Source organism: Faecalibacterium taiwanense (genome assembly GCF_036632915.2).
GTDB lineage: Bacteria > Bacillota > Clostridia > Oscillospirales > Ruminococcaceae > Faecalibacterium > Faecalibacterium taiwanense.
Genome location: NZ_CP155552.1, coordinates 557,142 through 582,957, shown reverse-complemented (window position 1 = coordinate 582,957; position 25,816 = coordinate 557,142). Strand labels below are relative to the sequence as shown.

The 25,816-nt window shown below is 58.7% G+C and carries 23 protein-coding genes and 2 pseudogenes; 13 read left to right on the top strand and 12 right to left on the bottom strand.

Translation table 11 applies throughout. The annotated features are described in order from the left end of the window. Nucleotides 1-20: 20 nt before the first annotated feature. The 7 genes from PXT33_RS02730 to rsmD form a co-directional block, all read right to left on the bottom strand. On the bottom strand, nucleotides 21-1,031 hold the full coding sequence (locus PXT33_RS02730; RefSeq protein WP_332375900.1) for a glycosyl transferase family 4: 1,011 nt from the start codon (nucleotides 1,029-1,031) through the stop codon (nucleotides 21-23). 29 nt (nucleotides 1,032-1,060) lie between these two features. Further along, on the bottom strand, nucleotides 1,061-2,443 hold the full coding sequence (gene murF, locus PXT33_RS02725) for a UDP-N-acetylmuramoyl-tripeptide--D-alanyl-D-alanine ligase (RefSeq protein WP_118528655.1): 1,383 nt from the start codon (nucleotides 2,441-2,443) through the stop codon (nucleotides 1,061-1,063). Nucleotides 2,444-2,637: 194 nt separating this feature from the next. Further along, nucleotides 2,638-5,121 (bottom strand): penicillin-binding transpeptidase domain-containing protein, encoded by a 2,484-nt coding sequence (locus PXT33_RS02720; protein ID WP_332375899.1) that lies wholly within the window; start codon nucleotides 5,119-5,121, stop codon nucleotides 2,638-2,640. A gap of 127 nt (nucleotides 5,122-5,248) precedes the next feature. Further along, complete coding sequence (locus PXT33_RS02715) at nucleotides 5,249-5,728, bottom strand: cell division protein FtsL (RefSeq protein WP_332375898.1); 480 nt, start codon at nucleotides 5,726-5,728, stop codon at nucleotides 5,249-5,251. Nucleotides 5,729-5,764: 36 nt separating this feature from the next. Beyond that, complete coding sequence (gene rsmH, locus PXT33_RS02710) at nucleotides 5,765-6,730, bottom strand: 16S rRNA (cytosine(1402)-N(4))-methyltransferase RsmH (RefSeq protein ID WP_097777433.1); 966 nt, start codon at nucleotides 6,728-6,730, stop codon at nucleotides 5,765-5,767. 239 nt (nucleotides 6,731-6,969) lie between these two features. Next, nucleotides 6,970-7,431, bottom strand: a complete 462-nt coding sequence (locus tag PXT33_RS02705) for a hypothetical protein (RefSeq protein ID WP_005944071.1) — start codon at nucleotides 7,429-7,431, stop codon at nucleotides 6,970-6,972. After that, nucleotides 7,428-8,015, bottom strand: a complete 588-nt coding sequence (gene rsmD, locus PXT33_RS02700; protein WP_044953972.1) for a 16S rRNA (guanine(966)-N(2))-methyltransferase RsmD — start codon at nucleotides 8,013-8,015, stop codon at nucleotides 7,428-7,430. Before rsmD ends, PXT33_RS02705 begins: the two co-directional genes overlap by 4 nt. Before the next feature lie 188 nt (nucleotides 8,016-8,203). Between rsmD and PXT33_RS02695 the strand changes: the two genes are divergently transcribed. The 5 genes from PXT33_RS02695 to PXT33_RS02675 all read left to right on the top strand — a co-directional run bounded on the left by PXT33_RS02695 (nucleotide 8,204) and on the right by PXT33_RS02675 (nucleotide 13,622). Continuing rightward, entirely contained in the window at nucleotides 8,204-8,824 is a 621-nt protein-coding gene (locus tag PXT33_RS02695; RefSeq protein WP_005944067.1) for a flavodoxin family protein, read from the top strand. Nucleotides 8,825-9,021: 197 nt separating this feature from the next. Then, a complete protein-coding gene (locus PXT33_RS02690; protein ID WP_332375897.1) occupies nucleotides 9,022-11,409 on the top strand; it encodes a glycoside hydrolase family 2 TIM barrel-domain containing protein in 2,388 nt (795 codons plus the stop codon). 126 nt (nucleotides 11,410-11,535) lie between these two features. Continuing rightward, complete coding sequence (locus PXT33_RS02685; protein ID WP_005944061.1) at nucleotides 11,536-11,931, top strand: hypothetical protein; 396 nt, start codon at nucleotides 11,536-11,538, stop codon at nucleotides 11,929-11,931. A gap of 6 nt (nucleotides 11,932-11,937) precedes the next feature. Further along, nucleotides 11,938-12,777, top strand: coding sequence for a DUF5685 family protein (locus tag PXT33_RS02680; RefSeq protein ID WP_332375896.1), 840 nt, complete (start codon nucleotides 11,938-11,940; stop codon nucleotides 12,775-12,777). A gap of 98 nt (nucleotides 12,778-12,875) precedes the next feature. Continuing rightward, nucleotides 12,876-13,622, top strand: coding sequence for a J domain-containing protein (locus PXT33_RS02675; protein WP_332375895.1), 747 nt, complete (start codon nucleotides 12,876-12,878; stop codon nucleotides 13,620-13,622). Between the two features lie 72 nt (nucleotides 13,623-13,694). On the opposite strand, the gene PXT33_RS02670 is transcribed toward PXT33_RS02675, so the two are convergent. The 3 genes from PXT33_RS02670 to PXT33_RS02660 all read right to left on the bottom strand — a co-directional run bounded on the left by PXT33_RS02670 (nucleotide 13,695) and on the right by PXT33_RS02660 (nucleotide 16,344). Further along, nucleotides 13,695-14,624, bottom strand: a complete 930-nt coding sequence (locus PXT33_RS02670) for a hypothetical protein (protein WP_120120856.1) — start codon at nucleotides 14,622-14,624, stop codon at nucleotides 13,695-13,697. Between the two features lie 210 nt (nucleotides 14,625-14,834). Continuing rightward, nucleotides 14,835-15,509 (bottom strand): GntR family transcriptional regulator, encoded by a 675-nt coding sequence (locus PXT33_RS02665; RefSeq protein WP_154255517.1) that lies wholly within the window; start codon nucleotides 15,507-15,509, stop codon nucleotides 14,835-14,837. A 199-nt stretch (nucleotides 15,510-15,708) separates the two neighbouring features. Beyond that, nucleotides 15,709-16,344, bottom strand: a complete 636-nt coding sequence (locus PXT33_RS02660) for a phosphatase PAP2 family protein (protein ID WP_005944050.1) — start codon at nucleotides 16,342-16,344, stop codon at nucleotides 15,709-15,711. Between the two features lie 147 nt (nucleotides 16,345-16,491). Here PXT33_RS02660 and PXT33_RS02655 point away from each other — a divergent pair, with 147 nt between their 5' ends. The 7 genes from PXT33_RS02655 to mscL all read left to right on the top strand — a co-directional run bounded on the left by PXT33_RS02655 (nucleotide 16,492) and on the right by mscL (nucleotide 22,867). Then, nucleotides 16,492-17,403 (top strand): HAD-IIB family hydrolase, encoded by a 912-nt coding sequence (locus tag PXT33_RS02655; RefSeq protein ID WP_097774331.1) that lies wholly within the window; start codon nucleotides 16,492-16,494, stop codon nucleotides 17,401-17,403. A gap of 212 nt (nucleotides 17,404-17,615) precedes the next feature. Next, nucleotides 17,616-18,578, top strand: coding sequence for a bifunctional 4-hydroxy-2-oxoglutarate aldolase/2-dehydro-3-deoxy-phosphogluconate aldolase (eda, locus tag PXT33_RS02650; protein ID WP_097781351.1), 963 nt, complete (start codon nucleotides 17,616-17,618; stop codon nucleotides 18,576-18,578). A gap of 93 nt (nucleotides 18,579-18,671) precedes the next feature. Further along, nucleotides 18,672-19,697 carry a sugar kinase gene (locus PXT33_RS02645; protein ID WP_005944043.1) on the top strand — a complete coding sequence of 342 codons (1,026 nt, stop codon included), beginning with the start codon at nucleotides 18,672-18,674 and terminating at the stop codon, nucleotides 19,695-19,697. A gap of 19 nt (nucleotides 19,698-19,716) precedes the next feature. Further along, a complete protein-coding gene (gene kduI, locus PXT33_RS02640; protein WP_005944042.1) occupies nucleotides 19,717-20,565 on the top strand; it encodes a 5-dehydro-4-deoxy-D-glucuronate isomerase in 849 nt (282 codons plus the stop codon). An 81-nt stretch (nucleotides 20,566-20,646) separates the two neighbouring features. Further along, nucleotides 20,647-21,447, top strand: coding sequence for a gluconate 5-dehydrogenase (locus tag PXT33_RS02635; RefSeq protein WP_097774328.1), 801 nt, complete (start codon nucleotides 20,647-20,649; stop codon nucleotides 21,445-21,447). A 304-nt stretch (nucleotides 21,448-21,751) separates the two neighbouring features. Next, nucleotides 21,752-22,243 carry a cytochrome C gene (locus PXT33_RS02630; protein WP_332375894.1) on the top strand — a complete coding sequence of 164 codons (492 nt, stop codon included), beginning with the start codon at nucleotides 21,752-21,754 and terminating at the stop codon, nucleotides 22,241-22,243. Between the two features lie 171 nt (nucleotides 22,244-22,414). Continuing rightward, nucleotides 22,415-22,867 (top strand): large conductance mechanosensitive channel protein MscL, encoded by a 453-nt coding sequence (gene mscL / locus PXT33_RS02625; RefSeq protein ID WP_097774326.1) that lies wholly within the window; start codon nucleotides 22,415-22,417, stop codon nucleotides 22,865-22,867. A gap of 231 nt (nucleotides 22,868-23,098) precedes the next feature. Here mscL and PXT33_RS02615 read toward each other — a convergent pair. Then, a pseudogene (locus PXT33_RS02615) lies at nucleotides 23,099-24,666 on the bottom strand (alkaline phosphatase). Between the two features lie 57 nt (nucleotides 24,667-24,723). After that, nucleotides 24,724-24,861: a hypothetical protein gene (locus tag PXT33_RS02610; protein ID WP_154255525.1), complete on the bottom strand. Its 138-nt coding sequence runs from the start codon at nucleotides 24,859-24,861 to the stop codon at nucleotides 24,724-24,726. A gap of 95 nt (nucleotides 24,862-24,956) precedes the next feature. On the opposite strand from PXT33_RS02610, the pseudogene PXT33_RS02605 reads away from it, so the two are divergent. Then, a pseudogene (locus PXT33_RS02605) lies at nucleotides 24,957-25,768 on the top strand (Cof-type HAD-IIB family hydrolase). The last annotated feature ends 48 nt before the right edge of the window (nucleotides 25,769-25,816 follow it).

Sequence of the window (25,816 nt, the reverse complement as noted above, 5' to 3'; positions counted from 1 at the left end):
TTATTTTCAGAATCAGGCGCTCAGGCCCAGCGTGCCAGACACACGGCCAGCGCCAGCCCGCACACGCTCAGTGCGCACAGGCTGTAAAAAATATTCACTGCACTCATGCCGCGCTTTTCCAGCCAGCGGTGCAGCGGTGCCGCCGCAAACAGCGGCCTGCCCTTCCAGCGGCAGAACAGGACCTGCAGCACCACCATGCCGCCCTCCACCCAGAAGGGCAGTGCCAGCGGGATGCTCAGCTCTGCGTAGCCAATGCACAGCGGAATGCAGCCAATGGCTCCCGCTGCATACAAGCAGCCGCACCGGCCGGGGTGCAGCTTTGCCGGTGGAAAATCCCACAGCAGAAAGGCCATCAGTGCACCGGCCAGTGCCGCCGGGAATACTGCCAGCGGGAACCAGCCCAGCTGCGTTTCCAGCATCATCAGGCCCAGCATGGCCGCAAAGGCCGCGCCGCACACCGTGCCGTCGGCACCGTCGGCCACGCGGGCCGCCTCGGCCATCGCCACCAGCAGCACAGCCCACAGCAGCGGTGCCAGCGCACATTCCACATAGCCTGCTCCCGGCAGGATCAGCCCTGTGGGCAAGCACCCGTTCAGTGCCAGCAGGCCCAGCACCAGCACTGCAGCGATGCATTCCAGTGCAAGGCGCTGTGTGCGGCGCAGGCCAAGGCCCAAACCGTCCGGGTAGCGGCTGCGGATGCGGGCCAGATCATCGGCCAGCCCCACTGCGCCAAAGGCCAGCGACCCCAGCAGTGCAATGAGCAGGCGGGAGGTCATCTGCCGGTCGCTGCCAAGCAGGGAAGGCTGTGCAGCACATGCGGCCAGCCAGCCCACGCCCACAGCGGCAAGGGTGCCCACCATCAGGCACAGCCCGCCCATGGTAGGCACCGGGCTGTCCGGGGCATCGCTGTCCGGCTGTGTACCGCGTGCCGCACGCTGCAGCTCCCGCAGCAGCGGCACCATCATATTGCCGAGCGCCGCAGTCAGCACAAAACCCAGCACCGACGCGACGACCAAGGCGAAACGAATCATTTTTCAATCTCCAAATTCATGCCAAAGGGTTATTCTTCGGCATCTTTCTGCTCTGCGTAGAAAATTTCCAGCACTTTTTCCAGCGCCATGCCGCGGCTTGCCTTCACCAGCAGGGCATCGCCCGGCTCTATCCGGTTCAGCAGAGCATCCGCTGCCTCGCGGTAGTTGTTGGCATGGAGGGTCTTGACCCCCTTGGCCGCAGCCACCACAGCCGTGCGCTTTGCGTTTTCGCCGTAGGTCACAAGGCAGTACAGATCACTCTCCGCAGCCAGACGGCCCAGCTCCTCGTGGGCTTCGCGGGACAGCTCGCCCAGCTCCAGCATATCGCCCAGCAGGGCAAAGCGGCGCTTGCAGGGGAATTCCTTGAACATGGCAAGCGCGGCCTTCATGCTGTCGGGGTTTGCATTGTAGCAATCCTCAATGACGGTAACGCCCTTGCTGTGCACCACCTTCTGGCGGCGGCCGGTCTGCTCAAAATTGGAAAGCCCCTTGATGACACCGCGCGGGTCGCAGCCCAAGCGGGTGGCGGCGCAGTAGGCAGCCAGAGCGTTTGCCACATTGTGCTTGCCCATGGCCGGGATCTTGACCACAAAGGTGCCCTCTTCCTGATCTTCCAGCACAAAGCTCATGCCGTCCTCTTCCTGCCGGATGGACAGTGCACACACATCAGCGTTCTCATCTGCCAGACTGAACCATACCGGCTTCACGTGGGCGGGCAGCTTTGCGGCGCGCAGGAACTTATCATCATAGTTCAGCACCAGCGGTGCACCCTCCGGCAGGCCGTTGCAGATCTCCAGCTTTGCCTTGCAGATGTTCTCCTGACTACCCAGATTGCCGATGTGGGACACACCGATGCAGGTAATGATGCCCACATCCGGGCGTGCGGCCCGGGCCAGACGATCGATCTCGCCCGCATGGCTCATGCCCATCTCGATCACGGCATACTCAGTGCTGCTTTCCAGCCGCATCAAGGTGCGGGGCATGCCCAGTTCATTGTTCTGGTTGCCCTCGGTCTTGATGGTCTCGCCAAAGCCTGCAAGGGCGGCGTAGGTCATCTGCTTGGTGGTGGTCTTGCCCACGCTGCCGGTCACACCCACCATCTTGGGGTGATACTGGCTGCGGTAGTTCGCGCCCATCACCATCATGGCGTGGTAGCTGTCCGGGCAGAGGATGGCCTTTTCCGCAGGCACGCCCTCCACCGGGTGGTTCACCACCACATAAACAGCACCGTTCTCCAGTGCTTTGGCCGCAAAATCGTGGCCGTCAAATTTTTCACCCGGGAACGCTACAAAAATGCAGCCGGGCCGCACCTCGCGGCTGTCGGTGGTCACCAGTTCCACCTGCACCTCTTCCCGGATGAAGTCTGCGGGCACCAGCCCTGCCAGAAGCTTGCTTGCAGAAATTTTTTCCATTGTTCATGTCCCCTCTCTTTTATCTTGTAAAACCCTCTCAGTCAATGCCTGCGGCATTGCCAGCTCCCCCGAAAGGGGAGCTCTTTTGCATCTTACGATAAAGTGCAGTTCTTCAGAAGATTCACTTTACCGTGCCCACTCATAAAGCTCGCCCTTCGGGAGAGCTGGCGCGCAAGCGCCTGAGAGGGTTCTTGTTACCCACAGGTAATGGTCACGATGGTGCCGCGCTGCACACTGGAACCAGGGTCTGCACTCTGGGCCTGCACGGTGCCGTTCGCATTGCCCTCCACCACACAGTTCAATCCGGCGGCAGACAGCATCTGGCGGGCAAAGTCCGCGCTCTTGCCGGTCACATCCGGCACATCGGTATGGCTGCCCTCATAGGTATCGGTATACAGGTACACGGTGGTGCCGTAGGCCACCTTTGCACCCGCGTGCGGATACTGGTAGGTGACAGCTGCTGCCGCCTGACTGGTGGTGCTTTCGGCCAGCTGATGCCTGAGGCCCTTGATGTTCAGCTGCACCTGCGCACTGCTCCACTCGGTGCCCACCAGATTCGGCACAGTGACCACAGTCTGGCTGCGATCCTCACCGTCGGCGGCAATGCCAAGGTAGGGTGCGATCTCGCTGATGATGTTGCCCACAACGGGCGCTGCCAGCAGGGACGAGTAGTCCGTTCTGGCGTTGTTGGGGTCATCCAGCATCACATAGACGATGATCTCCGGGTCGTCGGCGGGCAGGACAGCGGCAAAGGATGCCACCTTCTTGTAGTCGCCGTCGGCACGGCGGTCCATGTTCAACTGTTCGGAAGTGCCGGACTTGCCGCCGATACGGTAGCCGGACACATAGGCATACTTGCCGCCGCCGGTGCCGTTGCCCACCTCATATTCCATGATCTGGCGGATCACATTGCTGGTGCTCTCGCTGATGACCTGACGGCGCACATTGGCACCGATCTCCTCGATCACGTTGCCATTTGCATCGGTGATCTTATCCACCACATGGGGCGTGACCAGATAGCCGCCGTTGACGGCTGCGGCCACAGCGGTGCACATCTGCAGCGGGGTGATGGCCATTGCCTGACCAAAGGCCGAGGAAGCCAGCTGCACTTCGCCCAGCTGGTTGGCCTTATAATACTGCATGAAGCCCGTCTCACTGGGCAGGTCCACGCCGGTGCGGCCGGTAAAGCCAAAGGCATCGAAGTAGTTATAGAAGGTCTGGGAGCCAACGCGCTGGCCCAGCTGGATATAGTAGATATTGCAGCTCTGACGCAGAGCTTCGGCCAGTGTGATGGTGCCGTGGGCTTTGTGGCCTGCGCAGTGGTAGGTCTCCTTTGCCACGCCGTAAGCACCGGCGCAGGTAAAGGTGGTGTTGATGTTTGCAAGGCCGGAGTCCACGCCCATGGCCGAGGTGATCACCTTGAACACACTGCCGGGGTAGTACAACTCGGTGATGGCCTTGTTTTTCCACTGGATATCGCGGAAGTAGCCAGAGTAATCGGCCTCCTCGTCCAGAATGCGGTTGCCGTTTGCATCCTTCAGCTCGTTGCCGTTCTCATCCTTTTTGTAGATGCCGTACAGCTCCGGCTCAGCGCGCACCAGCTCGTTGAGGTAATCCAGATTTGCGCTGTAGTCCAGCGGGTCGTTGGGGTCAAAATCCGGCTTGGAAGCCATGGCAAGGATGGCACCGGTCTTGACGTTCATCACGATGGCGCAGCCGCGGTTCTCCACCGTGTTGGCTGCAATGGCTTCGTTCAGATACCGTTCCACGATCTCCTGCACATTCACATCCAGCGAAAGCACCAGATTAGAGCCATCCTTGGCTGCAAAGGTGGTGGCATTCTCGTCCGCAATGGCGTTGCCGTAGGCATTGCGCTGGGTAATGGTGCGGCCATCCACACCGGCCAGCGTGGACTGATAGGATTTTTCCAGACCGTAAGTACCAATGCCGTCCGCATCGGTAAAGCCCAGCACTGCCGCTGCAAACGCTCCGTAGGGGTAATTGCGCTGGAAGCTCTTCTCGCTGCCGACCGAGATGTTGCCCTTGCGGGAGGTCTCAGTGGCACGCTTGTGTGCCTTGTTGAACTGGGAAACATAGGATTCGATGGACAGCTTGACAGCGTTGTTCGCCTTGGTGGCCAGCACCTGATACTTGGTGTCCGTCTTGGAAAGTGCATCGTAAACCTTCTGGTACTGGGTCTGGTACGCTTCCGAGGAAGTGTCCACCGCGTCCAGACTTTCGCCGTCGCCGGAAAGCAGGCGCAGGGTCAGTTCCCGGCTGACCTCGGCGCACATGGCCGTGTCCAGCGTGCGCACCGCCTCCTCATCCTTGCCGGTGGTGGTATATAAGATTTTGCTGTTGTCCGGGTCGGCCCAGATGGTCCACACCACGCTGGTGGAGGCCAGCGTGATGCCGGAGGTATCGTAGATCTCGCCGCGGGTGGCCTTGATGGTGGTATCCAGCAGCTGCTGCTTTGCGGCCAGCTGGCGGTAGGTGTCACCGTTTTTGATCTGGATATCATACAGGCTGTAGGTCACACGGGCCGCAGCAAGGCCCATGACCACAAGGGCCAGACCGCCGCAGATCAGACTGGTTCTGGGGTTCATGCGGGCACCGGTGCTGGTTTCCGGCCAGGGGCCTTTTATTTTTTTGATGAATTTTCGGAAGAATTTCCACATGGTATGCTCCTGCGGCAGCGGGCATTTGCTGCCTTCTGCCGCGCTTTTGTCAAATTCGGAACTGCCCTGCAAACAGGGTGTATAAACCGAAAAAGCGTGCGCTGCCGCACGCTTTCCCGTATTTGGTTCACTTTACAGTGCCAAGAATGTTCACGGCACCGTTGTAGATAAAGTCGGTCCACTGCCGCACAGCGGACTGGGTGCGCTCCAGCGTGTCGCTCTCGCCCAAACGGATGTAGGTGATCTGGCTCTGATCAATTTTCATCAGGCCCAGCCTGCCGGCCGTCTCTTCCACGCTGGTGATGTTGGTCTTGCTGTTCAGGGTGCTGTTATAGTAAGTATACTGGCTCTGCTCACTGACCAGCTGAGCCTTTGCGTCCTGAATCTGGTCGTTCAGCTCCACCAGCTTGGACTCGCTCCACAGCAGGCTGATGGCAAACCCCACCAGCAGTGCTGCTGCTACCAGATGCATGGCGTTGTGCACCGCTGCCTGCAGCGGCGAAAGCCGACGCTTGCCGCCCTTTGCTACCTGCAGATCTGCCTTGCGCTGTGTCTGCGGGGCTTTTCTGCGGCGTACCGCGTTATAATCATATGCTGCCTGACCCATGGTTTGCTCTCCTCCTCACACAACGGCTTCTGCCGTTCAGCATTTTTCCAAAACTCTCAGGTGGGCGGACCGGCTGCGCCGGTTCTCTTCCAATTCCTGACTGTTTGCTTCAATGGGTTTGCGGGTGATCAGCTTTGCTTTGGCTTTGCCGCCGCATACGCACACCGGAAACTCCGGCGGGCAGGTGCACGCGGTGGACCAGCGGCGAAATTTGTTCTTCACCAGCCGGTCCTCCAGCGAGTGGAAGGTGATCACGCACAGCCGGCCGCCCGGCGCAAGGTGATCAAAAATGGTGTCCAAGCCTTCTTCCAGCGCATCCAGTTCATGGTTCACTGCAATGCGCAGCGCCTGAAAGGTGCGGCGGGAAGGGTTCTTGTTTTTGCGGCGTTCCGCCGGGGGCATGGCGCTGGCCACGATGTCTGCCAGCTGCAGGGTCGTTTCGATGGGAGAATTCTCCCTTGCCTCCACGATCCTGCCCGCGATCTGCCATGCGAAAGGTTCTTCGCCGTAATCCCGCAGAATGCGTGCCAGCTCTTCGCGGCTCTCGGTGTTCACAAGGTCCGCTGCCGTTTCGCCCTGCTGGCTCATCCGCATGTCCAGCGGTGCATCCGCACGGTAGGAAAAGCCGCGGGCCGCATCGTCCAGCTGATGGCTGGAAACGCCCAGATCCAGCAGCGCGCCGTTGACCTTGTCGATGCCAAGGCTTTCCAGAGCTTGTCCGGCATAGCGGAAGTTGATCTGCACCACCGTGGCAGGCAGGCCCGCAAGGCGGGCACGCGCGGTCTGCACCGCGTCCGGGTCCTGATCCAGCGAGATCAGCCTGCCGCCCTTTTCTGCATCCAGCCGCAAGGCGATCTGGCGGGAATGTCCCGCGCCGCCTGCAGTGCCGTCAAGGTAGGTGCCGGCCGGATCAATGGCAAGACCCTCCAGACACTCGTTCAGCAGAACGGGGATATGCTCAAACGAGGCCGGGTCAAAGGCTGCTTGTGTTTCAAGTTCCATCGCTGCGGCCTCCTTTCTCAGTTCATAAGCTTTCCGTGTTCCGGGCACTGTGCATACAGCGCACACTTTTACCCGATAACACAGTTTTATTTTAACAAATCAGGCCCCTGATTGCAAGGGTTTGTGCTCCCGTTTTTGCCGCAAAATGCAACAAAAAAAGTCCCTGTCGGCCGTCATTTCTGCCTGCAGGAACTTTGGTTTTTGCCGTATGTGTAATTTGTGTGTGAAAAAGGCTGTCTTCAGCCGTTTTTCTTGGCGTTCTGGCGCAGATTTGCGCGCACATTCTTCACCTGTGCCGCATTTTCCACCATTGTTTCCTCGGTGTTCTTGAGCATGTTGTCGCAATAGTCGGTCACGGTCTGGCGCAGGGTGCGGGCCTCGTTCTGGGCTGCAGTGGTGATTTCCCCGGCGCGCTGCTGTGCAGCCTTCACGATCTCGGCTTCGCTCACCAGAATGCGCGCCCGCTCCTCAGCCTTTTTCACAATGGCCTGCGCCTGTGCGTTGGCCGTCTCCACGATCTGAGCGCGGTCGTTCACGATCTGCTGGGCCTGCCGCAGCTCGCCGGGCAGGTTTGCGCGGATCTCGTCCAGATAATCCCGGATCTGCTCCACATCCACGATCTTTTTGCCGCCGGAAAGGGGCACATTAGCACCTTCCTCCAGAGCATCCTCAATGGTATCCAAAAGTTCGTTCACGTTCATAGTGCTTCTCCCTTCGGTTCGTTCTCGGCAGGGTCTGTGTTCTGCATGGGCTTTGTGTATTTCCACAGCAGCACCCTGCCGTACTTGTACTGTTTTTTCAGGGTCAGGCCGCCAGCCTCGGCCGGCAGCACGATGCCGGTCTCGCTCTCGCACAGCACGATGCCGCCGGGCGCGGTGCATTTATCCACCGCAGGCAGGATCTTTTCCAGTGTACCATTGCGGAAGGGCGGGTCCAGCAGTACGATGTCGAACTGCTCGCGGCAGGCGGAAAGATACCGCGCAGCCTCGCCGATATTGACGCGGCTGCGGTCGAACACGCCGCAGGCCTTGCAGTTGCGCATGATGATGTTCACCGCCTCGCGGTTCTCGTCCAGAAACACGCAGCGCGCCGCGCCGCGGCTCAGTGCTTCAATGCCAAGCTGGCCGCTGCCCGCATACAGGTCCAGCACCCGTGCGCCGGGCAGGTCGAACTGGACGATGCTGAACATCGCCTCCTTTACCTGCGAAAGGGTGGGCCGGGTCACGTCGGTCCCCGGCAGGGCCTCCAGACTGCGTCCCCGGGCTTCTCCTGCGATCACGCGCATGTTCTCTTTCCTCCTCCTTGCAGCCGGAAGATGTGGCTGCAAACACGTTTTTTGTATCACTTTATTATCACCCAACTGCATATTCTTGTCAAGGGCCGCGCGTTGCGCCGTCTGGCGGTTTGTGCTACAATAAAACCGGCAGCGCCGGGCTTTTGCGGCGCATTCTGGCATAAAAGGAGAGTATTCCCATGAAAGTTCTGCTCATCAACGGCAGCCCGCACGAAAAAGGCTGCACCTATACCGCCCTTTCGCTCATTGCAAAGGAACTGAACGATGCCGGTGTGGACACTGAGATCCTGCATGTCGGCGGCAAACCCGTGGGCGGCTGCATCGGCTGCGGCGGCTGTGCCGCAGGCAACGGCTGCGTGTTTGGCGGCGTGGTCAACGAGGCCATCGAGAAGGCCAAAACTGCCGATGGCTTCGTGTTCGGCAGCCCGGTGCACTATGCATCCGCATCCGGCAACATGACCAGCTTCATGGACCGCCTTGCCTACGCGGGCGGCAGATATCTGGCCTACAAGCCCGCCGCCATCTGCTGCTCGGCCCGCCGCGCCGGCACCACCACCACGCTGGACCAGCTGGTAAAGTACCCGCAGTTCTTCCACATGCCGCTGGTGAACGGCTCCTACTGGGCCATGGTGCACGGCTCCAATGCCGAGCAGGTGCTGCAGGATGCCGAGGGCTGCGCCGTAATGCAGGAGCTGGGCCGCAACATGGCATGGCTGCTGCACTGCATCGAAGCAGGCAGGGCCGCAGGCTTTGAACACCCGCAGAACCCCAAGCGCCCCATGACCAATTTTATCCGCTGATCGGAAAATCAATTTCTGATCCAGAGGCTCAGAACAGTCCGTAAGCTGCTCTGAGCCTCTTTTTCTTTGCAGTCCACGCCATTTCGTGCCAAAAACAGCAAAAAACCTTTTTCAAAGCGCCTTCCGCTTCTTTTTTCGTTCATAAGTTTGTGTTACTATAAGATGTAAAGTGATTTTAGCAGGATGGAGACCCTTGTATGGAACACTACGATTGGAATGAAGGCTGGCTGTTCACGCCCCGGTTCGACCCGGCACTGGTGCGGCCGGAGTGCGGACTGGAACTGGAACCGGTGCGCATCCCCCACACTGTGCGGGTGCTGCCCTACAATTACTGCAACGAAAATGAATACCAGTACCTGTGCGGCTACCGGCGGGAGTTTTTTGCACCCAGAGAGTGGGCAGGCCGCACTGTTCTGCTCACCTTTGGTGCCGTTGCCCATGACGCGACCGTGTTCTGCAACGGGCGGCGGCTGTTCCACCACGCCTGCGGCTACACCGCCTTCACGGTAGATCTGACCAGCGCTTTGCATCTGGGTCAGAAAAACGTGGTGGCTGTGCGCTGCGACAGCCGCGAGGATCTGAACATTCCTCCCTTTGGCGGGCAGATCGATCACCTGACCTACGGCGGCATCTACCGTGCCGTCAGTCTGGACATCAAGGAGCCCGCTTACCTGCGGGATGTGTTCATCGAGGCAAAGGCCGAGGGCGATTTCCGCATCTATACCTCCACCGTGGGTGAGACGGTGGGCTGCACACTGCAGGCCGAGATCCGCAGCCCTTCCGGCAGCCGCGCCGCCTACAGCGGCGAGCTTTCCCTGCCCATCACCGGCGTGCTGAACGGTGTGCACCCGTGGAGCATCGAGCATCCCACCCTGTACACCCTCACCGTACAGCTGATCCGCCCCGGCTCTGCCGGTCTGCCGGACCGTGTGCTGGACGAAAAGACCATCCGCTTCGGCTTCCGCACCGTGCAGTTCGTGGCAGGCGGGCTGTACCTGAACGGTCAACGCGTGGAGCTGCGGGGCCTGAACCGCCACCAGAGCTACGCCTATCAGGGCTATGCCATGCCGGACAGCATCCAGCGGCTGGATGCTCAGATCCTGAAAAAAGACCTTGGCTGCAACGCAGTGCGCACCAGCCATTCCCCCCAGAGCCCGGCGTTTCTGGATGCCTGCGATGAGCTGGGCCTGTTGGTGTTCACCGAGATGCCCGGCTGGCGGTACATCGGCGACGAGAGCTGGAAGGCGCAGGCCTTGCAGAACTGCCGCGAAATGGTATGCCAGTGCCGCAACCACCCCAGCATCTTTTTGTGGGGTGCCCGTGTGAACGGCAGCGCCGACGACGAAGCGTTTTATAAGCGCACCAACGAGGCCATCCACCGGCTGGACCCCACCCGCCCCACGGCAGGCGCGCGGAACCACCGCAAGAGCCAGCTGCTGGAGGATGTTTACGCCTACAACGATTACTCTTACCGTGGGCGCGGTGCCGCCTGCGAAGCCCGCGCCGCGGTGACTTCCGATCCCCGTAAGGGCTACCTCATCAGCGAGTTCGGCGGGCAGCAGCTGCCCACCAAGCCCTTTGACGACGAGACCCACCGGCTGGTGCAGGCTCTGCGCTATGCCGCCGGGATCAACGATTCCATTGCGCAGCAGGGCGTGGCCGGCAGCTTTGGCTGGTGCATGGCCGATTACAACACCCACCGGGAATTTGGCAGCGGCGACCGCATCTGCTACCACGGTGTGATGGATATGTTCCGCAACCCGAAGCTTTCGGCGGCGGTATATGCAAGCCAGAAAACGCCGCGTTCCCCCTCGGACATCGTGCTGGAAGTCTCTTCCGGCATGGCACTGGGCGACCTGCCCGGCGGCGTTCCCACGGCCTGCTGGGTGTTCACCAACGCCGAAAGCGTACGGCTGTACCGCGGCAACGACTACATTGCCGAGTTCACGCCTGACCGGCACGGCCGTTTTGCCGCCATGACGCATCCGCCCATTGAGATCAACGATTTTGTAGGTTCTCTGTTGGAAAAGTACGAGGGCATGGACCCGGCCTCCGCCCAGATGACAGCCGCTATCCTGAACGAGATGCGCCGGGATGCCATGGAGCTTTCGCCGCTTTCCAAGGCGCGGATGCTTTCGCTGCGGCTGAGCTGGAACGAGGTAGCCCGCATGTATTACAAATACATCGGCGTGCTGGGCACACCGTGCGCAGCCTACCGTTTTGAAGCCGTGTGGCATGGCCGCACCGTGCGCACCGTGGTGCGGGAACCGGTGCAGAGCGTCCGGCTGGAATGCACCGTGCACAACCCCATCCTCACCGACGGCCCCACCTGGGACTGCGCCGCTGTCAGCCTGCGCGCCATCGACCAGAACGGCAGCCTGCTGCCCTACTGCGGCGAAGCCGTTCAGCTGAGCGTGGACGGCCCGCTGAAGATCATTGGTCCCAGCGTGGTGCCGCTGCGCGGCGGCATGGCGGGCACCTACCTTGCCACCACCGGCGAAGCGGGCCGCGCCGTGCTGCACTGCCGCATGGAGGGTGCGCTGGATACCGATGCCGTGGTGACCATCCGCTGCCGGGACGCTTAATTTCCGTCCCTTCATGATAGATTTGCACTCTGTTCAAAATTTCATCATGGTTGACTGGTATCCTAAGAACTGTAAAATAACGGCGGGCGCGCCCGCTTTGATTCCAAAACAAAGGATGCAGGAGTTATGAGAGAAAAATTCCGTCAGTTTATGATCGGCCGCTACGGTACCGATGGCCTGAACCAGTTTTTGAGCATCGCGTCTATCGTGCTGCTGCTGATCTCGCTGCTCACCCGCTTCAGCCTGTTCACATGGCTGGGTCTGGTGCTGCTGGTGCTGTGCTACTACCGCTCGCTCAGCCGCAACATTTCCAAGCGCACGGAGGAGAACTACCAGTACTATGCCCTGAAGGACCGCGTAGACCGTAAGTTCCGCGGTCTGAAGGATCAGTGGGCCAACCGCAAGCTCTACCACTACTACCGCTGCCCCAAGTGCCGTCAGAAGCTGCGTGTGCCCCGTGGCCGCGGCCGCATCCAGATCTCCTGCCCGCGCTGCGGCACCCAGTTCATCAAAAAGAGCTGAGCGGCCATGTTTGGTTATGTTGTGCCCAATCAGGCTGCGCTTTCGGACGAAGCACAAAAGCGCTACCGCACCGCCTACTGCGGGCTGTGCCGCCGCATCGACGCACTGCACGGCCTGCGGGGCCGCTTTACGCTGAGCTATGACCTCACCTTCCTGAACCTGCTGCTGTGCAGCCTGTACGAGGGCGAGACCGAAGCTTCTTCCGGCCACGACCGGTGCCCCATCCACCCCTTGGGCGGTGTGGAATGGCGGGCGGCCTCCCCCACCGATTACTGTGCAGATCTGAGCGTAGCCTTGCACTACTACAACGCCGAGGATAAGTGGAAGGACGACCGCAGCCTGCTGGGCCTTGGATATGAAAAGCTGCTTACCGACTGTAAGCAGGCTGCCGAGAGCCGCTGGCCCCGTCAGTGCAGCGCCATCCGCACCTGTCTGGACAGGCTGGCAGAATATGAAGCTGCCGGGAGCGAAGATCTGGATGCCGTGTCCGGCTGCTTTGGCGAGCTGATGGCAGAGCTGTTCGACTACCGGCAGGATCACTGGTCGCCGGAGCTGCGCAGCATCGGCTTCCATCTGGGCAAGTTCATCTACCTGCTGGATGCCTATGACGATCTGGAGCATGACCAGCGCAAGGGGGCCTACAATCCGCTGAAAGCACTCAGTCAGCAGCCCGGCTATGAGGAAGAGATGAAAGAGATCTTTGAGCTGCTGCTGGCGCAGTGTGCCCAGAGCTTTGAACGCCTGCCCTGCGTGGAGGACGCAGACCTGCTGCGCAACATCCTTTACTCCGGCGTATGGCTCAAATATAACTGCAAAACAGCCAAGCAGGCCCGCAGCCGTGGCTGAATGGCGGCTTTGTCTTGATTTTTCCACGGCAATACGGTAGACTATAAACATTGCGCGGCACTGTGGCTGCGCGAAATGAGACGTGAGGAAGTATATCCATGAGAGACCCCTATGAGGTGCTGGGCGTTTCGCGCGGCGCAAGCGATGACGAGATCAAAAAAGCATACCGCGCCAAGTGCAAGCGCTGGCACCCGGACCTGAACCCCAACGATCCTACCGCCGAGGAGCACTTCAAGGAAGTGCAGGCGGCTTACGATGCCATTACCAAGGGCGAGACCGGCCCCCAGATGGGCGGAAATCCCTACGGCAGCAACCAACAACAGGGTTACGGCCAGCAGAGCTACCAGCAGCAGGGTTATCAGAACGGTTACGGCGGTTTTGACGGATTCGATGGCTTTGACCCGTTCGGTTTCGGGTTTGGCTTTGGCGGCTACCAGCAGGGTTACGGCCAGCAGGGCGCAAGCTATTCCGGCTCCGACAGCCCGGAGATGCAGGCCGCCCGCAACTTTGTGGCCAATGGCCGCTATGCGGAGGCCCGCCGCGTGCTGGACGGCATGACCGGCCGCAATGCCCGGTGGTATTATCTTTCCTCCCTCGCAAATCAGGGCTTGGGCAACCGCATCGATGCGCTGCAGGATGCCCGCCGTGCCGTGCAGCTGGACCCGGGCAACACCGAGTACCAGATGCACCTGCGCCGGATGCAGAACCCCGGCCAGACCTACCGCACCACACAGGCCACCTACACCAGCCCCGGCGGCCTGATGCAGTGGTGCTGGAGCATGATCCTGCTGAACCTGCTTTGCAACTGCTGCTGCGGCGGCTGGGGCTTCCATTTCCGCATGTGATCCCGTTTTTCTCATAAGATACAGCAAGACCCCGCACCAGAAGGTGCGGGGTCTTGTTTTTGCTTTACGACATCACTTTACGGTGATGTTGCGGCTGATCTTGCTGCAGGAGTAATTGCCGCCGATCTCTGCCGTCTGCACATAGGTGCCCGGCTCTGTGGGCAGCTCGCTGGTGGCATCACAGCCCCAGCCGGACTTCTTGTAGCTGTAGCGGATCTTATCGGTGGGCACCACCTGACCATCCACTTCCAGCACAGCCGCTTCATTGAAGCTTTGCAGCTCTTCGGCGGTCATGGGCTTTTCGGCCTGCTGTGCCCAGTACATGCGCACGCCGTTTGTCTTGGGCTTGATCTTGAACATGGCAAAGCCTGCGGTGTTCATATCGCTGCTTTCCAGCGCCAGTGCACCGGCCACATAGTTGCCGGCATCCACCGGCTGCTCGTCCAGATAAATGCGGCTGAACGCGCCCTCCGGCAGATACTTGCGGATCAGGTTCAGCGCAAGGCGCAGGCCGTTGGACACCTGATCGATGGTAGGCACATAGAAGTGCAGTACATCCATCACCGAGACGGCCTCATCGGCCACCCGCAGCAGCACGCTGACATCGTTGCCGTCGATCAGCTGCTTGAGGTAGCTGTACACATTGAACTCCTCTGCCTGATCCGGTGTCTTGGACATCTTCTTGGGCAGCGGGATCATCTTGAGCAGCGTGCGGATCTTATCCGACAGCACCAGCGTCACATAGCCATTCGCTTCGCCGCCAACGCCCACCACAACACCGATATACTGGGTATCGGCAGGGTTGGTCTGCACCTCCAGCTTGTAGTTGGAGCCATAAACAAGGTCGCCCGTGGCTTTGAGCCGGATGGAAACCATATCATTCTGCTGCTCCAGCGCTGCATTTTCCTGCGGCAGAGCTGCTGCGGCAAACACCGGCGTTGCTGCCGCGCTGAGCATGAACACTGCTGCCAGTGCAAGAGCTATCAATCGTTTGGCCTTCATTGCTTAAGACCTCCTTATTCTGTAAAGGGATCGCACAGCCGCGCCCCACGGCACACTGCGTCGGGAACCGGCATGATACCATGCCTGTTGCACCTCGATTTTACCGCAAAACGCTGTTTTGGTCAATAACGTGATTCAAGTAATTCAATTTTTTTATATTTTATGCAAAAAAGAGGAACCTGCCCTCTTCCAGTGGTTTCTCCCTCAAGTTCATTCATCAATAAAATATTCCGGGTGGACGCTGCGGGCCTGCGCCACCGACTGCTTATACCGGCTCAGGTGGCTTTCCAGCGCTTCGCTCACGTCGTCCGTGCTGCCGTGCAGCAGTGCTTCCAGAATTGCCGTGTGCGAGGAGCAGACCGACTTGTTTTCCTCGGTCTGCAGGCTGAACTTGCGGATGCGCTCCACATGCTGCAGGCTGGCCAGCATGTGGTCGTAGTGAGCTTCCATGCCGCACAACTCAAAGGATTTGCGGTGGAATGCATTATCCAGCTCCAGCATACGGGCAGTGCGGTCCGGCTGGCTCATATCCGCTTCCAGCACACGGTATGTCTCAATGTTGCTGCGGTATTCTTCCTCCTGCCGGGGTGTCACACGGCCGCGCAGCCGGTTCAGGATCTCTTTTTCCAGTGTATAGCGGGCAAACTGCTCCATCTCCATCAACTTCAGGTTGATGGGTGCCACATGGGTGCCGCTCTGCGGTTTGATGTCCACCATGCGGGCCAGATTGAGCATCAGCAAAGCCTCCCGCATGGGCGTGCGGCTGATGCCCAGCTCTTCGGCCAGCTCCCGGTCATTCAGCGGATCACCGGGCTTCAGCTCCATCGTGATGATCCGGCTGCGGATCGTCTGGTATGCCGTTTCGCGCGCACTCAGTAATGACATGTGGTCTCTCTCCCTTCAACCTCCGGTGTAAAACAAAAATTGATATACTAGTATTGAAGTTATCAAGACCATATTACCCAACCACAGGGCGGCTGTCAAGTGTGGCTGCAACTAAAAATCGCCAACATTTTTCTCTGTTTTGTCAAGACAGGCCCCATGGCAGCACAAAAGCCCTCCGGGTGAAGGGCTTTTGCTGCGTTTACTTTTTAGCGGAACGGTACACCACCGGCACCCACACAAAAGCCACGGCCAGACCGCACACCACATCAATGATGGAGTGCTGCTTGGTGAACACGGTGGACGCACAGATCAGTGCAGCCCACACCCAGGCCAGAATTTTCAGGGCCGGGCGCTCCTTTGCCAGCTTGCTGTGGCTGAACGCCAGTGCCATGCAGGCCGAGCTTTGGCAATGGATGGACGGGCACACATTGACCGAGGCATCCGCCCTCCAGATCAGCTGCATGATGCTCATTGCAATGTTGCTGCGGCCCACCGCATCCACTGTGGGGCGGATATCCAGACCGTTGGGCAGCAGCATGTACAGGATCAGGCAGAAGGTCATGCCGGAAAACATGGTCAGGCAGAGCTTATCGTAGCTTTGGGTGTCGCACCACCACAGCAGGGCCGTCACACCAGCCAGCAGCACAAACCAGCTGCAATACGGAAAGATGAACCACTCATTGAAGGGGATCCGGTCATCAAGCGGGGCGTGGATGATATATTTGGGATCTTTGATGGTCAGATCCAGCCAGAAGAACCAGATCAGATACACCACCCAGTACAGCTGGAACCACAGGTGCGGGCGGCGCCGGCTCCACAATTGTTTGGGATTCATGGTATTTCTCCTATATTTTCAATGTGATAAGATATGATTATACCACATCACGCCATCTTGCGCAAACCTTTCCGGTGCGATAAAATAAAAAGAGTGTTGTAAACTTGCGCTCTGTTTTTGAGCGTACCTATTATAAAAGGAGCCATTATGTTGCAAAGCTTTCCCCTTGTCCGCCTTGCCGCGCTGGATCTGGACGGCACCCTGCTGAACCGGAACAACGAGGTCACCCTTGCCACCCGTCAAGCCATTGCCCGCGCTGTAGAGCATGGCGTGGTGGTGGTGCCCGCCACAGGCCGCCCACTGGCCAGTCTGCCGCCTGTTGTGGCAAAGCTGCCCGGCATCCGGTATGCCATCACCTCCAACGGTGCCGCCGTGTGGGACCTTGGCGATGACCCCATGGGTGCTGTGCACAGCCGCTATGCCAACGCTGCCCAGCGCCACACCAGCGAACCCGCCTGCCTGCTGCACCGCCTGATGCCGACAGAAGTGGCACGGGAAGCTTTTGACCTGTTCCAGCAGTACGATGGCGAGCTGAGCGTATTCAGCGACGGCCTTGCCATCAAGACTCCGGAGGGCATAGCAAAGCTCACCTCCCGCACCGCCCACTTTCTCTCCTCCGAGGCGCGGCAGAACCTGACCGACGGCCGCTTTACCGTCATTCCCGGTATCGAGAGCTGGATGTCCCGCCATGCGCACGAGATCGAAAAACTGTGCATGTTCTTCGACAGCACCGAAAAGACCGCCGCTGCCCTGCCAAAGTTTCAGGCTATCCCGGGCGTGGCCGTGGTGCAGGGTTCGCCGGATAACATTGAAGTGACCGCTGCCGGTGTGGATAAGGGCAGTGCCCTGCTGGCTCTGGCCGACCTGCTGGGCATCCCCCATGAGAATACCCTTGCCGTGGGCGACAGCGAGAACGACCGCGCCATGCTGGAAAAGGCAGGGATCGCCGCTGTTATGGCCAACGGAATGCCCCAGATCAAGGCCATTGGCAGCATTGTGAGCGAAGCCGACTGCGATCACGACGGCGTTGCAGAGCTGTTCGGCAGGCTCGGCATCTGAGCAAACCGGGGCAAAACGGCCCTGCTTTTCAGGTCATTCGTCATTTTTGTGCAATGTATACAAGCTCTTATGCAAAACATTGTGCTTGTTGAGCATTACCAAACTTGTTTCCGTCGTTTATACTAATATTACAAGCGCACAGTGGGTGCACCATGCCTAAACGGCAGCCCACGCGCACCAAGAGAGTTCAAACTAAAAGGAGAAATGCATTTATGAATCCCATCGTAGAAAAGGTCTATCAGATCGGCATTATCCCTGTTATCGCTTTTAACAGCGTTGATGAAGCCCTGCCCCTGTGCAAGGCTCTGGCTGACGGCGGTCTGCCCGCAGCTGAGGTCACCTTCCGTACCGCATGCGCTGAGGAGTGCATCCGCAAGATCCACGAGGAGATGCCCGAGATGCTGCTGGGCGCAGGCACTGTCCTGACCACCGAGCAGGCTGACCGTGCAATGGCAGCTGGTGCTTCCTTCATCGTTGCTCCCGGCTTCGATCCCGAAGTCTGCAAGCACGTTATCGACAAGGGCGGCATCATGATGCCCGGCACCTGCTCTGCAGGCGAGATGCAGCAGGCTATGAACATGGGCTGCGAGGCCCTGAAGTTCTTCCCCGCTGAGGCAAACGGCGGTGTCGGCATGCTGAAGAACATCGGCGCTGCCCTGAAGAGCGCACGCTGGATGTGCACCGGCGGTGTCAATGCAAAGAACGTCAACGATTATCTGGGCTATGACCAGATCTTCGCTGTGGGCGGCACCTGGATGTGCAAGAGCGACGTGATCAAGGCTGGCGACTGGGCAAAGATCACCGCTCAGAGCAAGGAAGCGGTTGACACCATGCTGGGCCTGAAGCTGATGCACGTTGGCATCAACACCGAGAACGAGGAAGAGGCCATGAAGTTGGCAAACCTCATCGGCAGCCTGCTGAACATGAAGGTCGCTCCCGGCAATTCCAGCATCTTTGTCGGCAACAAGGAGTTCGAGATCATGAAGAAGCCCGGCCGCGGCACCAATGGCCACATCGCCATCGGCTGCAACAACGTGGATCGTGCCATCTATCACCTGTCTCAGCGCGGCGCCAAGTTCGATCTGGACAGCAAGGTCGTGAAGAACGGCAAGACCATCGCCTGCTACTTTGCAGACGAGATCGGCGGCTTCGCATTCCACCTGGTTCAGGCCTGAGCTCCGGCTCCCCTATCCGTGAAAGCCCTGCTGCGCCGGGGATGCCCCGCAGCAGAAGGTCATAAACACCTGTAAATAAAAGGAGAATAACCAATGAAAGTCGTTACTTTTGGCGAACTGATGGTTCGTCTGCAGCCGTTCAACTACGAGCGTTTCGTTCAGGCTAACAGCCTGGAGTTCAGCTTCGGCGGCGGCGAGGCAAACGTTGCTGTTTCTCTGGCCAACTACGGTCTGGACGCAGCTTTCGTCACTAAGCTCCCCGCACACGCAATCGGTCAGGCCGCTGTCAACAGCCTGCGCCGTTACGGCGTTGACACCAGCATGATCACCCGCGGCGGCGATCGCGTTGGCATCTACTACAACGAGAAGGGTGCTTCTCAGCGTGGTTCCGTCTGCATCTACGACCGTGCCAACAGTGCCATCCAGCTGGCTCAGCCCTCCGACTTTGATTGGGATAAGATCTTCGAGGGCGTGGACTGGTTCCACTTCACCGGCATCACCCCGGCTCTGGGCGAGAATGTCGTCGAGATCTGCCGCGAGGCCTGCAAGGCTGCTAAGGCTCACGGCGTGAAGATCAGCTGCGACCTGAACTATCGCGGCAAGCTGTGGACCCGTGAGCAGGCCCGCGCTGCCATGACCGATCTGTGCCAGTATGTTGACGTGTGCATCTCCAACGAGGAGGACGCAAAGGACGTGTTCGGCATTGAGGCCGAGGCTACCGATATCTACGGCGGCAAGCTGAATGCTGAGGGCTACAAGAGCGTGGCTAAGCAGCTGGCTGACAAGTTCCACTTCGAGAAGGTCGCTATCACCCTGCGTGAGAGCCACAACGCTTCCGAGAACGGCTGGAGCGCAATGCTGTATGATGTTGCTTCCAATGAGTACTGCTTCTCCAAGAAGTACGAGCTGAAGATCATCGACCGCGTTGGCGGCGGTGACTCCTTCGGCGGCGGCCTGATCTACAGCCTGCTGACCGGCAAGACCACTCAGGAAGCTGTTGAGTTCGCTGTTGCTGCTTCTGCTCTGAAGCACTCCATCGAGGGCGACTACAACATGATGACCGTGTCCGAGGTCGAGAAGCTGGCTGGCGGCGACGGTTCCGGCCGTATCCAGCGCTAATTGCAGGAAGGAGTCCACAATGGATATCCGCTACTCCTGCAACCAGAAGGATTTCAAGCGCTATACCACTGAAGAAATGCGGGACGAAATGCTCATCACCGGCCTGTACAAGGCCGATGAGGTCGTTGCTGTGTACAGCCATGTGGACCGTATGGTCACGCTGGGCTGCATGCCGGTGCACGAGACCGTGTCCATCGACAAGGGCATCGATGTGTGGGCAAACTTCGGCACCCACTACTTTCTGGAGCGCCGCGAGATCGGCATGTTCAACATCGGCAAGGATTCCACCGGTATCGTGGTGGCCGACGGCGTGAAGTACGAGCTGGGCTACAAGGACTGCCTGTACATCACCAAGGGCACCAAGGAAGTCACCTTTGCTTCCGCCGACCCGGAGCATCCCGCCAAATTCTACATGGTATCCGCTCCCGCACATTGCTCTTACGAGACCCGCCTGATCAAGATGGCCGATGCAAATCACCGTCCTCTGGGCAGCGTCGAGACCTGCAATAAGCGCACCATCAATCAGTTCATCCACCCGGATGTGCTGAAGACCTGCCAGCTGAGCATGGGTATGACCGAACTGGAATCCGGTTCCAACTGGAACACGATGCCCAGCCACACCCACGAGCGGCGCATGGAAATTTATACCTACTTTGAACTGCCCGAGGGGCAGGTGGTGTTCCACATGTGCGGCGAGCCTACCCAGACCCGCCACATCGTGATGCACAACGAGGATGCTGTCATCAGCCCTTCTTGGAGCATTCACAGCGGCGTAGGCACCTCGAACTATACGTTTATCTGGGCAATGGGCGGCGAGAACATGGAGTTTGACGACATGGACAACATCGCTACCACTGACCTGCGCTAAAAAGCACCATACACAAGCCCCGTACCGGGTCCACCGGTACGGGGCTTTTTGCTAAAAATTTAACTTGAGAAGGAGAAAATCATGGATCTTTCCGCTTTCAACCTGCAGGGCAAGGTGGCTCTGATCACCGGCGGTGCCCACGGCATCGGTTTTTCCATCGCCGAAGGCATGGCCAAGTGCGGTGCCGCCATCTGCTTCAACTGCTCTTCCGAAGCAAGCCTTGAAAAGGGCCTTGCAGCATACAAGGCAGCCGGCATCGACGCACACGGCTATGTGGCCGACGTGTCCGATGAGGACGCTGTGAACGCCATGGTTGCAAAGATCAAGGCCGAGGTCGGCCCTGTGGACATTCTGGTAAACAATGCCGGCCTGATGAAGCGCGTGCCCATGATCGAGATGAGCCACGCCGACTTTATGCGGGTCATCGATGTGCATGTAGGCGGTGCCTTCAACTGCTCCAAGGCCGTTCTGCCGGACATGATGGAAAAGCGCGAGGGCAAGATCATCAACATCTGCTCCATGATGAGCGAACTGGGCCGCGAGACCGTCTCCGCCTACGCTGCCGCCAAGGGTGCACTGAAGATGCTCACCAAGAACATCGCTTCCGAGTACGGCGAGTACAACATCCAGTGCAACGGCATGGGCCCCGGCTACATTGCCACCGCCCAGACCGCACCTCTGCGGGAGGTGCAGCCGGACGGCAGCCGCCACCCTTTCGACCAGTTCATCACCGCCAAGACCCCCGCAGGCCGCTGGGGTGAGCCGGACGACATGGTGGGCCCCTGCGTGTTCCTTGCAAGCCACGCTTCCGACTTTGTGAACGGCCAGATCCTGTACGCCGACGGCGGCATTCTGGCTTACATCGGCCGCCAGCCCAAGTAAAGCCATTTGGGCACTGCGTCTTCTTCAACCTTCCGACCAGACAGCTCTGTGCAGGCCAAAGTCTGCATGGGGCTGTCTTTTTACAAAGCGGCAAGCGGCCTTTCCTACAAAACTTTGCTTCATGTCAGCTCATGTTAAAATGTTCCAATTTCATGTCAAATTGGTAACAATTCCTGTTTTATCGTTCAAAATGCACATAGGCGTCTTGATTTTTTGTCGAAATTCCCGTATAATCGTCTTCATCATCCATCACACCCTGTTGGTTGATCTGAATACGAAGAAATTTCAAAGGAGTATATTTCACATGAAACTCAAGAACATTGCGATCGTTGCTGCCGCTGCAGCACTGGCTGTTGGCATGACCGCCTGCGGTTCTTCTGCATCCTCCACCGCCGCTTCCTCTTCTGTGGCTTCTTCTGCTGCCGCTTCTTCCGAGGCTGCAAGCTCTGAGGCTGCTTCCAGCGAAGCAGCTGAGCCCACCACCGCTGAGTACACTGTGTACAACACCACCGGTTCTACCGTCACCGAGCTGTACCTGTACGATGCAGGCAGCGACGAGAAGGGCGACAATCTGGCCGGCGAGAACGGTCTGGCTGACGGCGAGAACATCGTCATCACCCGCGACGTGGAGGCCGACAAGCAGTCCGACGTGACCTACATTCTGGAGTTCACCACCGAGGACGGCCAGACCCAGAGCTTTGAGACCCTGCACTACGAGGTCGCTCCCATCTCCCTGCTGAGTGTGGATGCCGCTGCAGGTGCTACCCCCATCGCTTTTACTGCACCGGAAAATTAAAAACTGTTTCATCCTTGCAAAACGGGAAAGTCTGCGGGCTTTCCCGTTTTATTTTTTGCCAAAAGAGGGCTGAGGCTGTCATTTTCCCTTGCAATCACGCCAAAAATCCGCTATCATAGACGCAAATACGTTCCCTTGCGGCATAAAGGGAGTAAAGGAGTGGATTTTCTTATGGCAGAAAAAGAAGTGAAAGGCATCAAAAAGTTTTTTGAAGAGTTCAAGGCCTTTGCCATGCGCGGCAATGTGCTGGATATGGCAGTCGGCGTTGTGATCGGCGGTGCCTTTACCGCCATCGTCAACTCACTGGTGAACGACATCATCAACCCCGCCATCGGCCTGTTTTTCAACGCCGATTTCTCGGACGTCGGCATCCATGTGGGCGATGTGATGATCGGCATTGGTTCCTTCATCAATGCCATCATTAACTTCCTCATCGTAGCATTCGTGCTGTTCGTGGTCATCAAGACCATCAACGCCCTGCACAAGAAGCCTGCTGAGCCGGAAGCTCCCGCAGAGCCCACCACCAAGGTGTGTCCCTACTGCCAGAGCGAGATTTCCATCAAGGCGGTGCGCTGCCCCCACTGCACCAGCAAGCTGGAGGGCTTCCCGGAGATCAACAATTAAATTTTGAATGGCCTCCGCTTTGCTCTGGCCATATTCAGCGGAATCATTTTCTAAATTACAAATCGGGAAAGTCTGCGGACTTTCCCGATTTGTTTTTTCACCCGCGGAGCCGCAAAGGCAAACAGCATAATCAACGCAAAACCTCCCTGCCCGGCCGCAGTCGCTGCGGTTCCAGAGCAGGGAGGTTTTATTTTATCCGGGAAAAATGTGGAAGATCAGTCTAGTGAAGCTTTACTTGACCTTGGTCAGGTCTGCCAGCTTGTGGAAGATCTCGGTGTTGTCGAACACGCCGCCGAACTTCTCCGCACCCACGCCGTTGGCGTAGACGTTCACCATGGCACCGGTGTGGGCGTAGGTGGTATGATCCATGCCGGACTTGTGGTTGATGGTGTGGCAGATTGCCATGCTGAACGGGATATAGGTACCGTACAGCTCATAGTCCTGCTGAGACATGTCCTTCTGGCTGGCAGAGCCGACCTTCAGGGTGCGCTCGTAGGCGGTGCGCAGGTTCTGCACCTCGTAGTCGGTCAGCAGCAGCTTGCCGGCGTTGGCGGCATCCGGGTCGGTGGGCAGGGTCAGGCCGAAGCTTGCCTTCACATCCTGCATGGCAGCTTCAAAGGGGTCTTGTTGGCGATGTAGTTCTGCACATAGGTGGAATCAAACTTTGCGTAGGACATCTTCTGGTGGGTCAGGTTCGTCAGGAAGGTGTCGTAGTTGGTGGTCTTGTAGCCGATGGCCATACCGCCGGTCTCGTGGTCGGCAGTGACGAGGATCAGGGTATCATTGGGGTGCTTGTTCTGGAACTCCACAGCTGCCTGCACGGCGTTGCTCATCTCCAGCACATCGTGGATGGAAGCAGCGGCATCGTTTGCATGGCAGGCCCAGTCGATCTTACCGCTCTCGGTCATCAGGAAGAAGCCTTTGGGGTTATCCAGCAGCTCGATGCCCTTTTTCACGTAGTCGGTCAGCTGCCACTCGCCTGCAGCGGCGTCCATGGCGTAGTTCATGGCCTTGCCGTCGGCCAGATTTTCGGCAATGATCAGGGTCTTGCCTGCGCCTGCGGTCAGTGCAGCAGCACCCGCCTGCGTGGTGACCACATTGTAGCCAGCCTGAGCAGCCACCTCGTGGTTGTTGGGGCCGGTGCCGTCGCCGTTCACCTTCTGGAACTCGCCGCCGGCAAAGTATTCAAAGCCGGAGTTTGCCAGCTCTACGCCGATCTGGTAGTAGTTCTTGCGGGTCTTCTGATGAGCGTAGAAGGCGGCGGGAGTGGCGTGGTCGATATTGACCGAGGAGATGATGCCCACCTTGTAGCCCTTCTGGGCGTGCAGCTTTTCGGCAATGGTCTCATAGGGCACATCGCGGGTCCACGGGCACATATTGATGACACCGCTCTCGGTCTTGTGGCCAGTGGCGATGGAGGTTGCGGTGGAAGCGGAGTCCGGGCAGAAAGAAGTGCTGTCGTAGGTAGTCACACTGCCCACGGTGGGGAAGCTGGTGAAGCTCAGGTCGGCCTCGGTCACAGCGCCGTTGTTGTCCACGGTGCCCTTGTAGAAGCGGGCAGACTGGATCTGGGCAGTGCCCATGCCGTCGCCGATGAACAGGAAGATGTACTTGGGTTTCTGGAACAGGCCCAGCAGGCAGTTTTCCTCGTCGGCTGCGGCATCCGCATCCGGCTGTGCTGCGTTTGCGGCAACGGGTGCAGCAGCCATCATGCCGGCGGCAGAAGCAGCTGCGCCAAACTTGAGAAAGCTGCGGCGGGAGATCTTGTTTTCTTTCATGACGTGATCCTCTCTTTTCATTCAATCAAACATTGCGGGCCTGCCTCAGGCCCCGTTTTTCTTCTTGTGGGAACGCTTTTATTGTAGCGCACCGCCTTGCGGGGAAAAACCATGCCGCCGCAAAGCTTTGGTAAAACCGGTGCGGCTGCATCCGCGCCAACGTAAAAAGCCGGAAAGGGATGTAAAATCCTGCTCAAGTGCCACCACTTTTTCCACAAACGTCTCTGCAAGGGTTGAAAGATGATGGCATTTCATTGTACAATAAGAGGGTAAGTGCTTTTTTACCTTTATATAAATTGAGAGGATTTTATATGGCAGAGATCAAAGTTCTGGCACTGGATCTGGATGGCACCCTGACCAACAGCCAGAAAGAAGTTACACCCCGCACCCGCGCCGCACTGGATGCCGCAATTGCAAAGGGTGTCACCATCGTGCTGGCATCCGGCCGTCCCACCGCGGGCGTGCTGCCGCTGGCAAAGGAACTGGGGCTGGATAAAAAGGGCGGCTGCATCCTTTCTTACAACGGCGGCAAGATCATCGACTGCCGCACCGGCGAGACTTTGTACCAGAAACAGCTGGATGCCCAGTACGTACCCGAGCTGTGCGCCTTTGCCGCCGCACAGAACGTGACCATTATCACCTATAATAAAGAAGGCGTTGTCACCGAGCACCCGGACGACAAATGGGCACTGCGCGAGTGCTTTACCTGCAAGCTGCCCATGACCGGCGTGGACGATCTGGCAAAGTATGTGGATTACCCCATCTGCAAAATGCTCATCACGCTGGACCCAGCCCGCCGGGACGAGGTGTGGGCCGCCGGCAAAAGCAGTTTGACGGCCGCATCGACCTGTACCCCTCCAGCCCGTTCTTTATTGAAGCCGTGCCGCTGGGCGTTGCCAAGGACGGCAGCCTTGCCGCCCTTTTGGAGCACATGGGCCTTGGCCGCGAAAACCTGATGGCCTGCGGCGACGGCCTGAATGACCGCTCCATGATCGAGTACGCCGGTGTGGGCGTGGCCATGCAGAACGCCGAAGAGCCGGTAAAGGCCGTGGCCGACTATGTGACTGCCGCCGACAACGACCACGACGGTGTGGCCGAGGCTGTAGAGAAGTTTATTTTATAACCCTCTCCGTCTTTGCTTCGCAAATCCACCTCTCCCGAAGGGCGAGGT

Coding starts and splice junctions, on each gene's coding strand:
- rsmD (WP_044953972.1), bottom strand. CDS start 8,015: ATGCGCGTGATCGCAGGAGAAGCCCGGGGACGCAGTCTGGAGGCCCTG.
- PXT33_RS02675 (WP_332375895.1), top strand. CDS start 12,876: ATGAGAGACCCCTATGAGGTGCTGGGCGTTTCGCGCGGCGCAAGCGAT.
- PXT33_RS02720 (WP_332375899.1), bottom strand. CDS start 5,121: ATGTGGAAATTCTTCCGAAAATTCATCAAAAAAATAAAAGGCCCCTGG.
- PXT33_RS02690 (WP_332375897.1), top strand. CDS start 9,022: ATGGAACACTACGATTGGAATGAAGGCTGGCTGTTCACGCCCCGGTTC.
- mscL (WP_097774326.1), top strand. CDS start 22,415: ATGGCAGAAAAAGAAGTGAAAGGCATCAAAAAGTTTTTTGAAGAGTTC.
- PXT33_RS02655 (WP_097774331.1), top strand. CDS start 16,492: ATGTTGCAAAGCTTTCCCCTTGTCCGCCTTGCCGCGCTGGATCTGGAC.
- kduI (WP_005944042.1), top strand. CDS start 19,717: ATGGATATCCGCTACTCCTGCAACCAGAAGGATTTCAAGCGCTATACC.
- PXT33_RS02630 (WP_332375894.1), top strand. CDS start 21,752: ATGAAACTCAAGAACATTGCGATCGTTGCTGCCGCTGCAGCACTGGCT.
- PXT33_RS02730 (WP_332375900.1), bottom strand. CDS start 1,031: ATGATTCGTTTCGCCTTGGTCGTCGCGTCGGTGCTGGGTTTTGTGCTG.
- murF (WP_118528655.1), bottom strand. CDS start 2,443: ATGGAAAAAATTTCTGCAAGCAAGCTTCTGGCAGGGCTGGTGCCCGCA.
- PXT33_RS02665 (WP_154255517.1), bottom strand. CDS start 15,509: ATGTCATTACTGAGTGCGCGCGAAACGGCATACCAGACGATCCGCAGC.
- PXT33_RS02660 (WP_005944050.1), bottom strand. CDS start 16,344: ATGAATCCCAAACAATTGTGGAGCCGGCGCCGCCCGCACCTGTGGTTC.
- PXT33_RS02645 (WP_005944043.1), top strand. CDS start 18,672: ATGAAAGTCGTTACTTTTGGCGAACTGATGGTTCGTCTGCAGCCGTTC.
- PXT33_RS02715 (WP_332375898.1), bottom strand. CDS start 5,728: ATGGGTCAGGCAGCATATGATTATAACGCGGTACGCCGCAGAAAAGCC.
- eda (WP_097781351.1), top strand. CDS start 17,616: ATGAATCCCATCGTAGAAAAGGTCTATCAGATCGGCATTATCCCTGTT.
- PXT33_RS02705 (WP_005944071.1), bottom strand. CDS start 7,431: ATGAACGTGAACGAACTTTTGGATACCATTGAGGATGCTCTGGAGGAA.
- rsmH (WP_097777433.1), bottom strand. CDS start 6,730: ATGGAACTTGAAACACAAGCAGCCTTTGACCCGGCCTCGTTTGAGCAT.
- PXT33_RS02695 (WP_005944067.1), top strand. CDS start 8,204: ATGAAAGTTCTGCTCATCAACGGCAGCCCGCACGAAAAAGGCTGCACC.
- PXT33_RS02685 (WP_005944061.1), top strand. CDS start 11,536: ATGAGAGAAAAATTCCGTCAGTTTATGATCGGCCGCTACGGTACCGAT.
- PXT33_RS02635 (WP_097774328.1), top strand. CDS start 20,647: ATGGATCTTTCCGCTTTCAACCTGCAGGGCAAGGTGGCTCTGATCACC.
- PXT33_RS02670 (WP_120120856.1), bottom strand. CDS start 14,624: ATGAAGGCCAAACGATTGATAGCTCTTGCACTGGCAGCAGTGTTCATG.
- PXT33_RS02680 (WP_332375896.1), top strand. CDS start 11,938: ATGTTTGGTTATGTTGTGCCCAATCAGGCTGCGCTTTCGGACGAAGCA.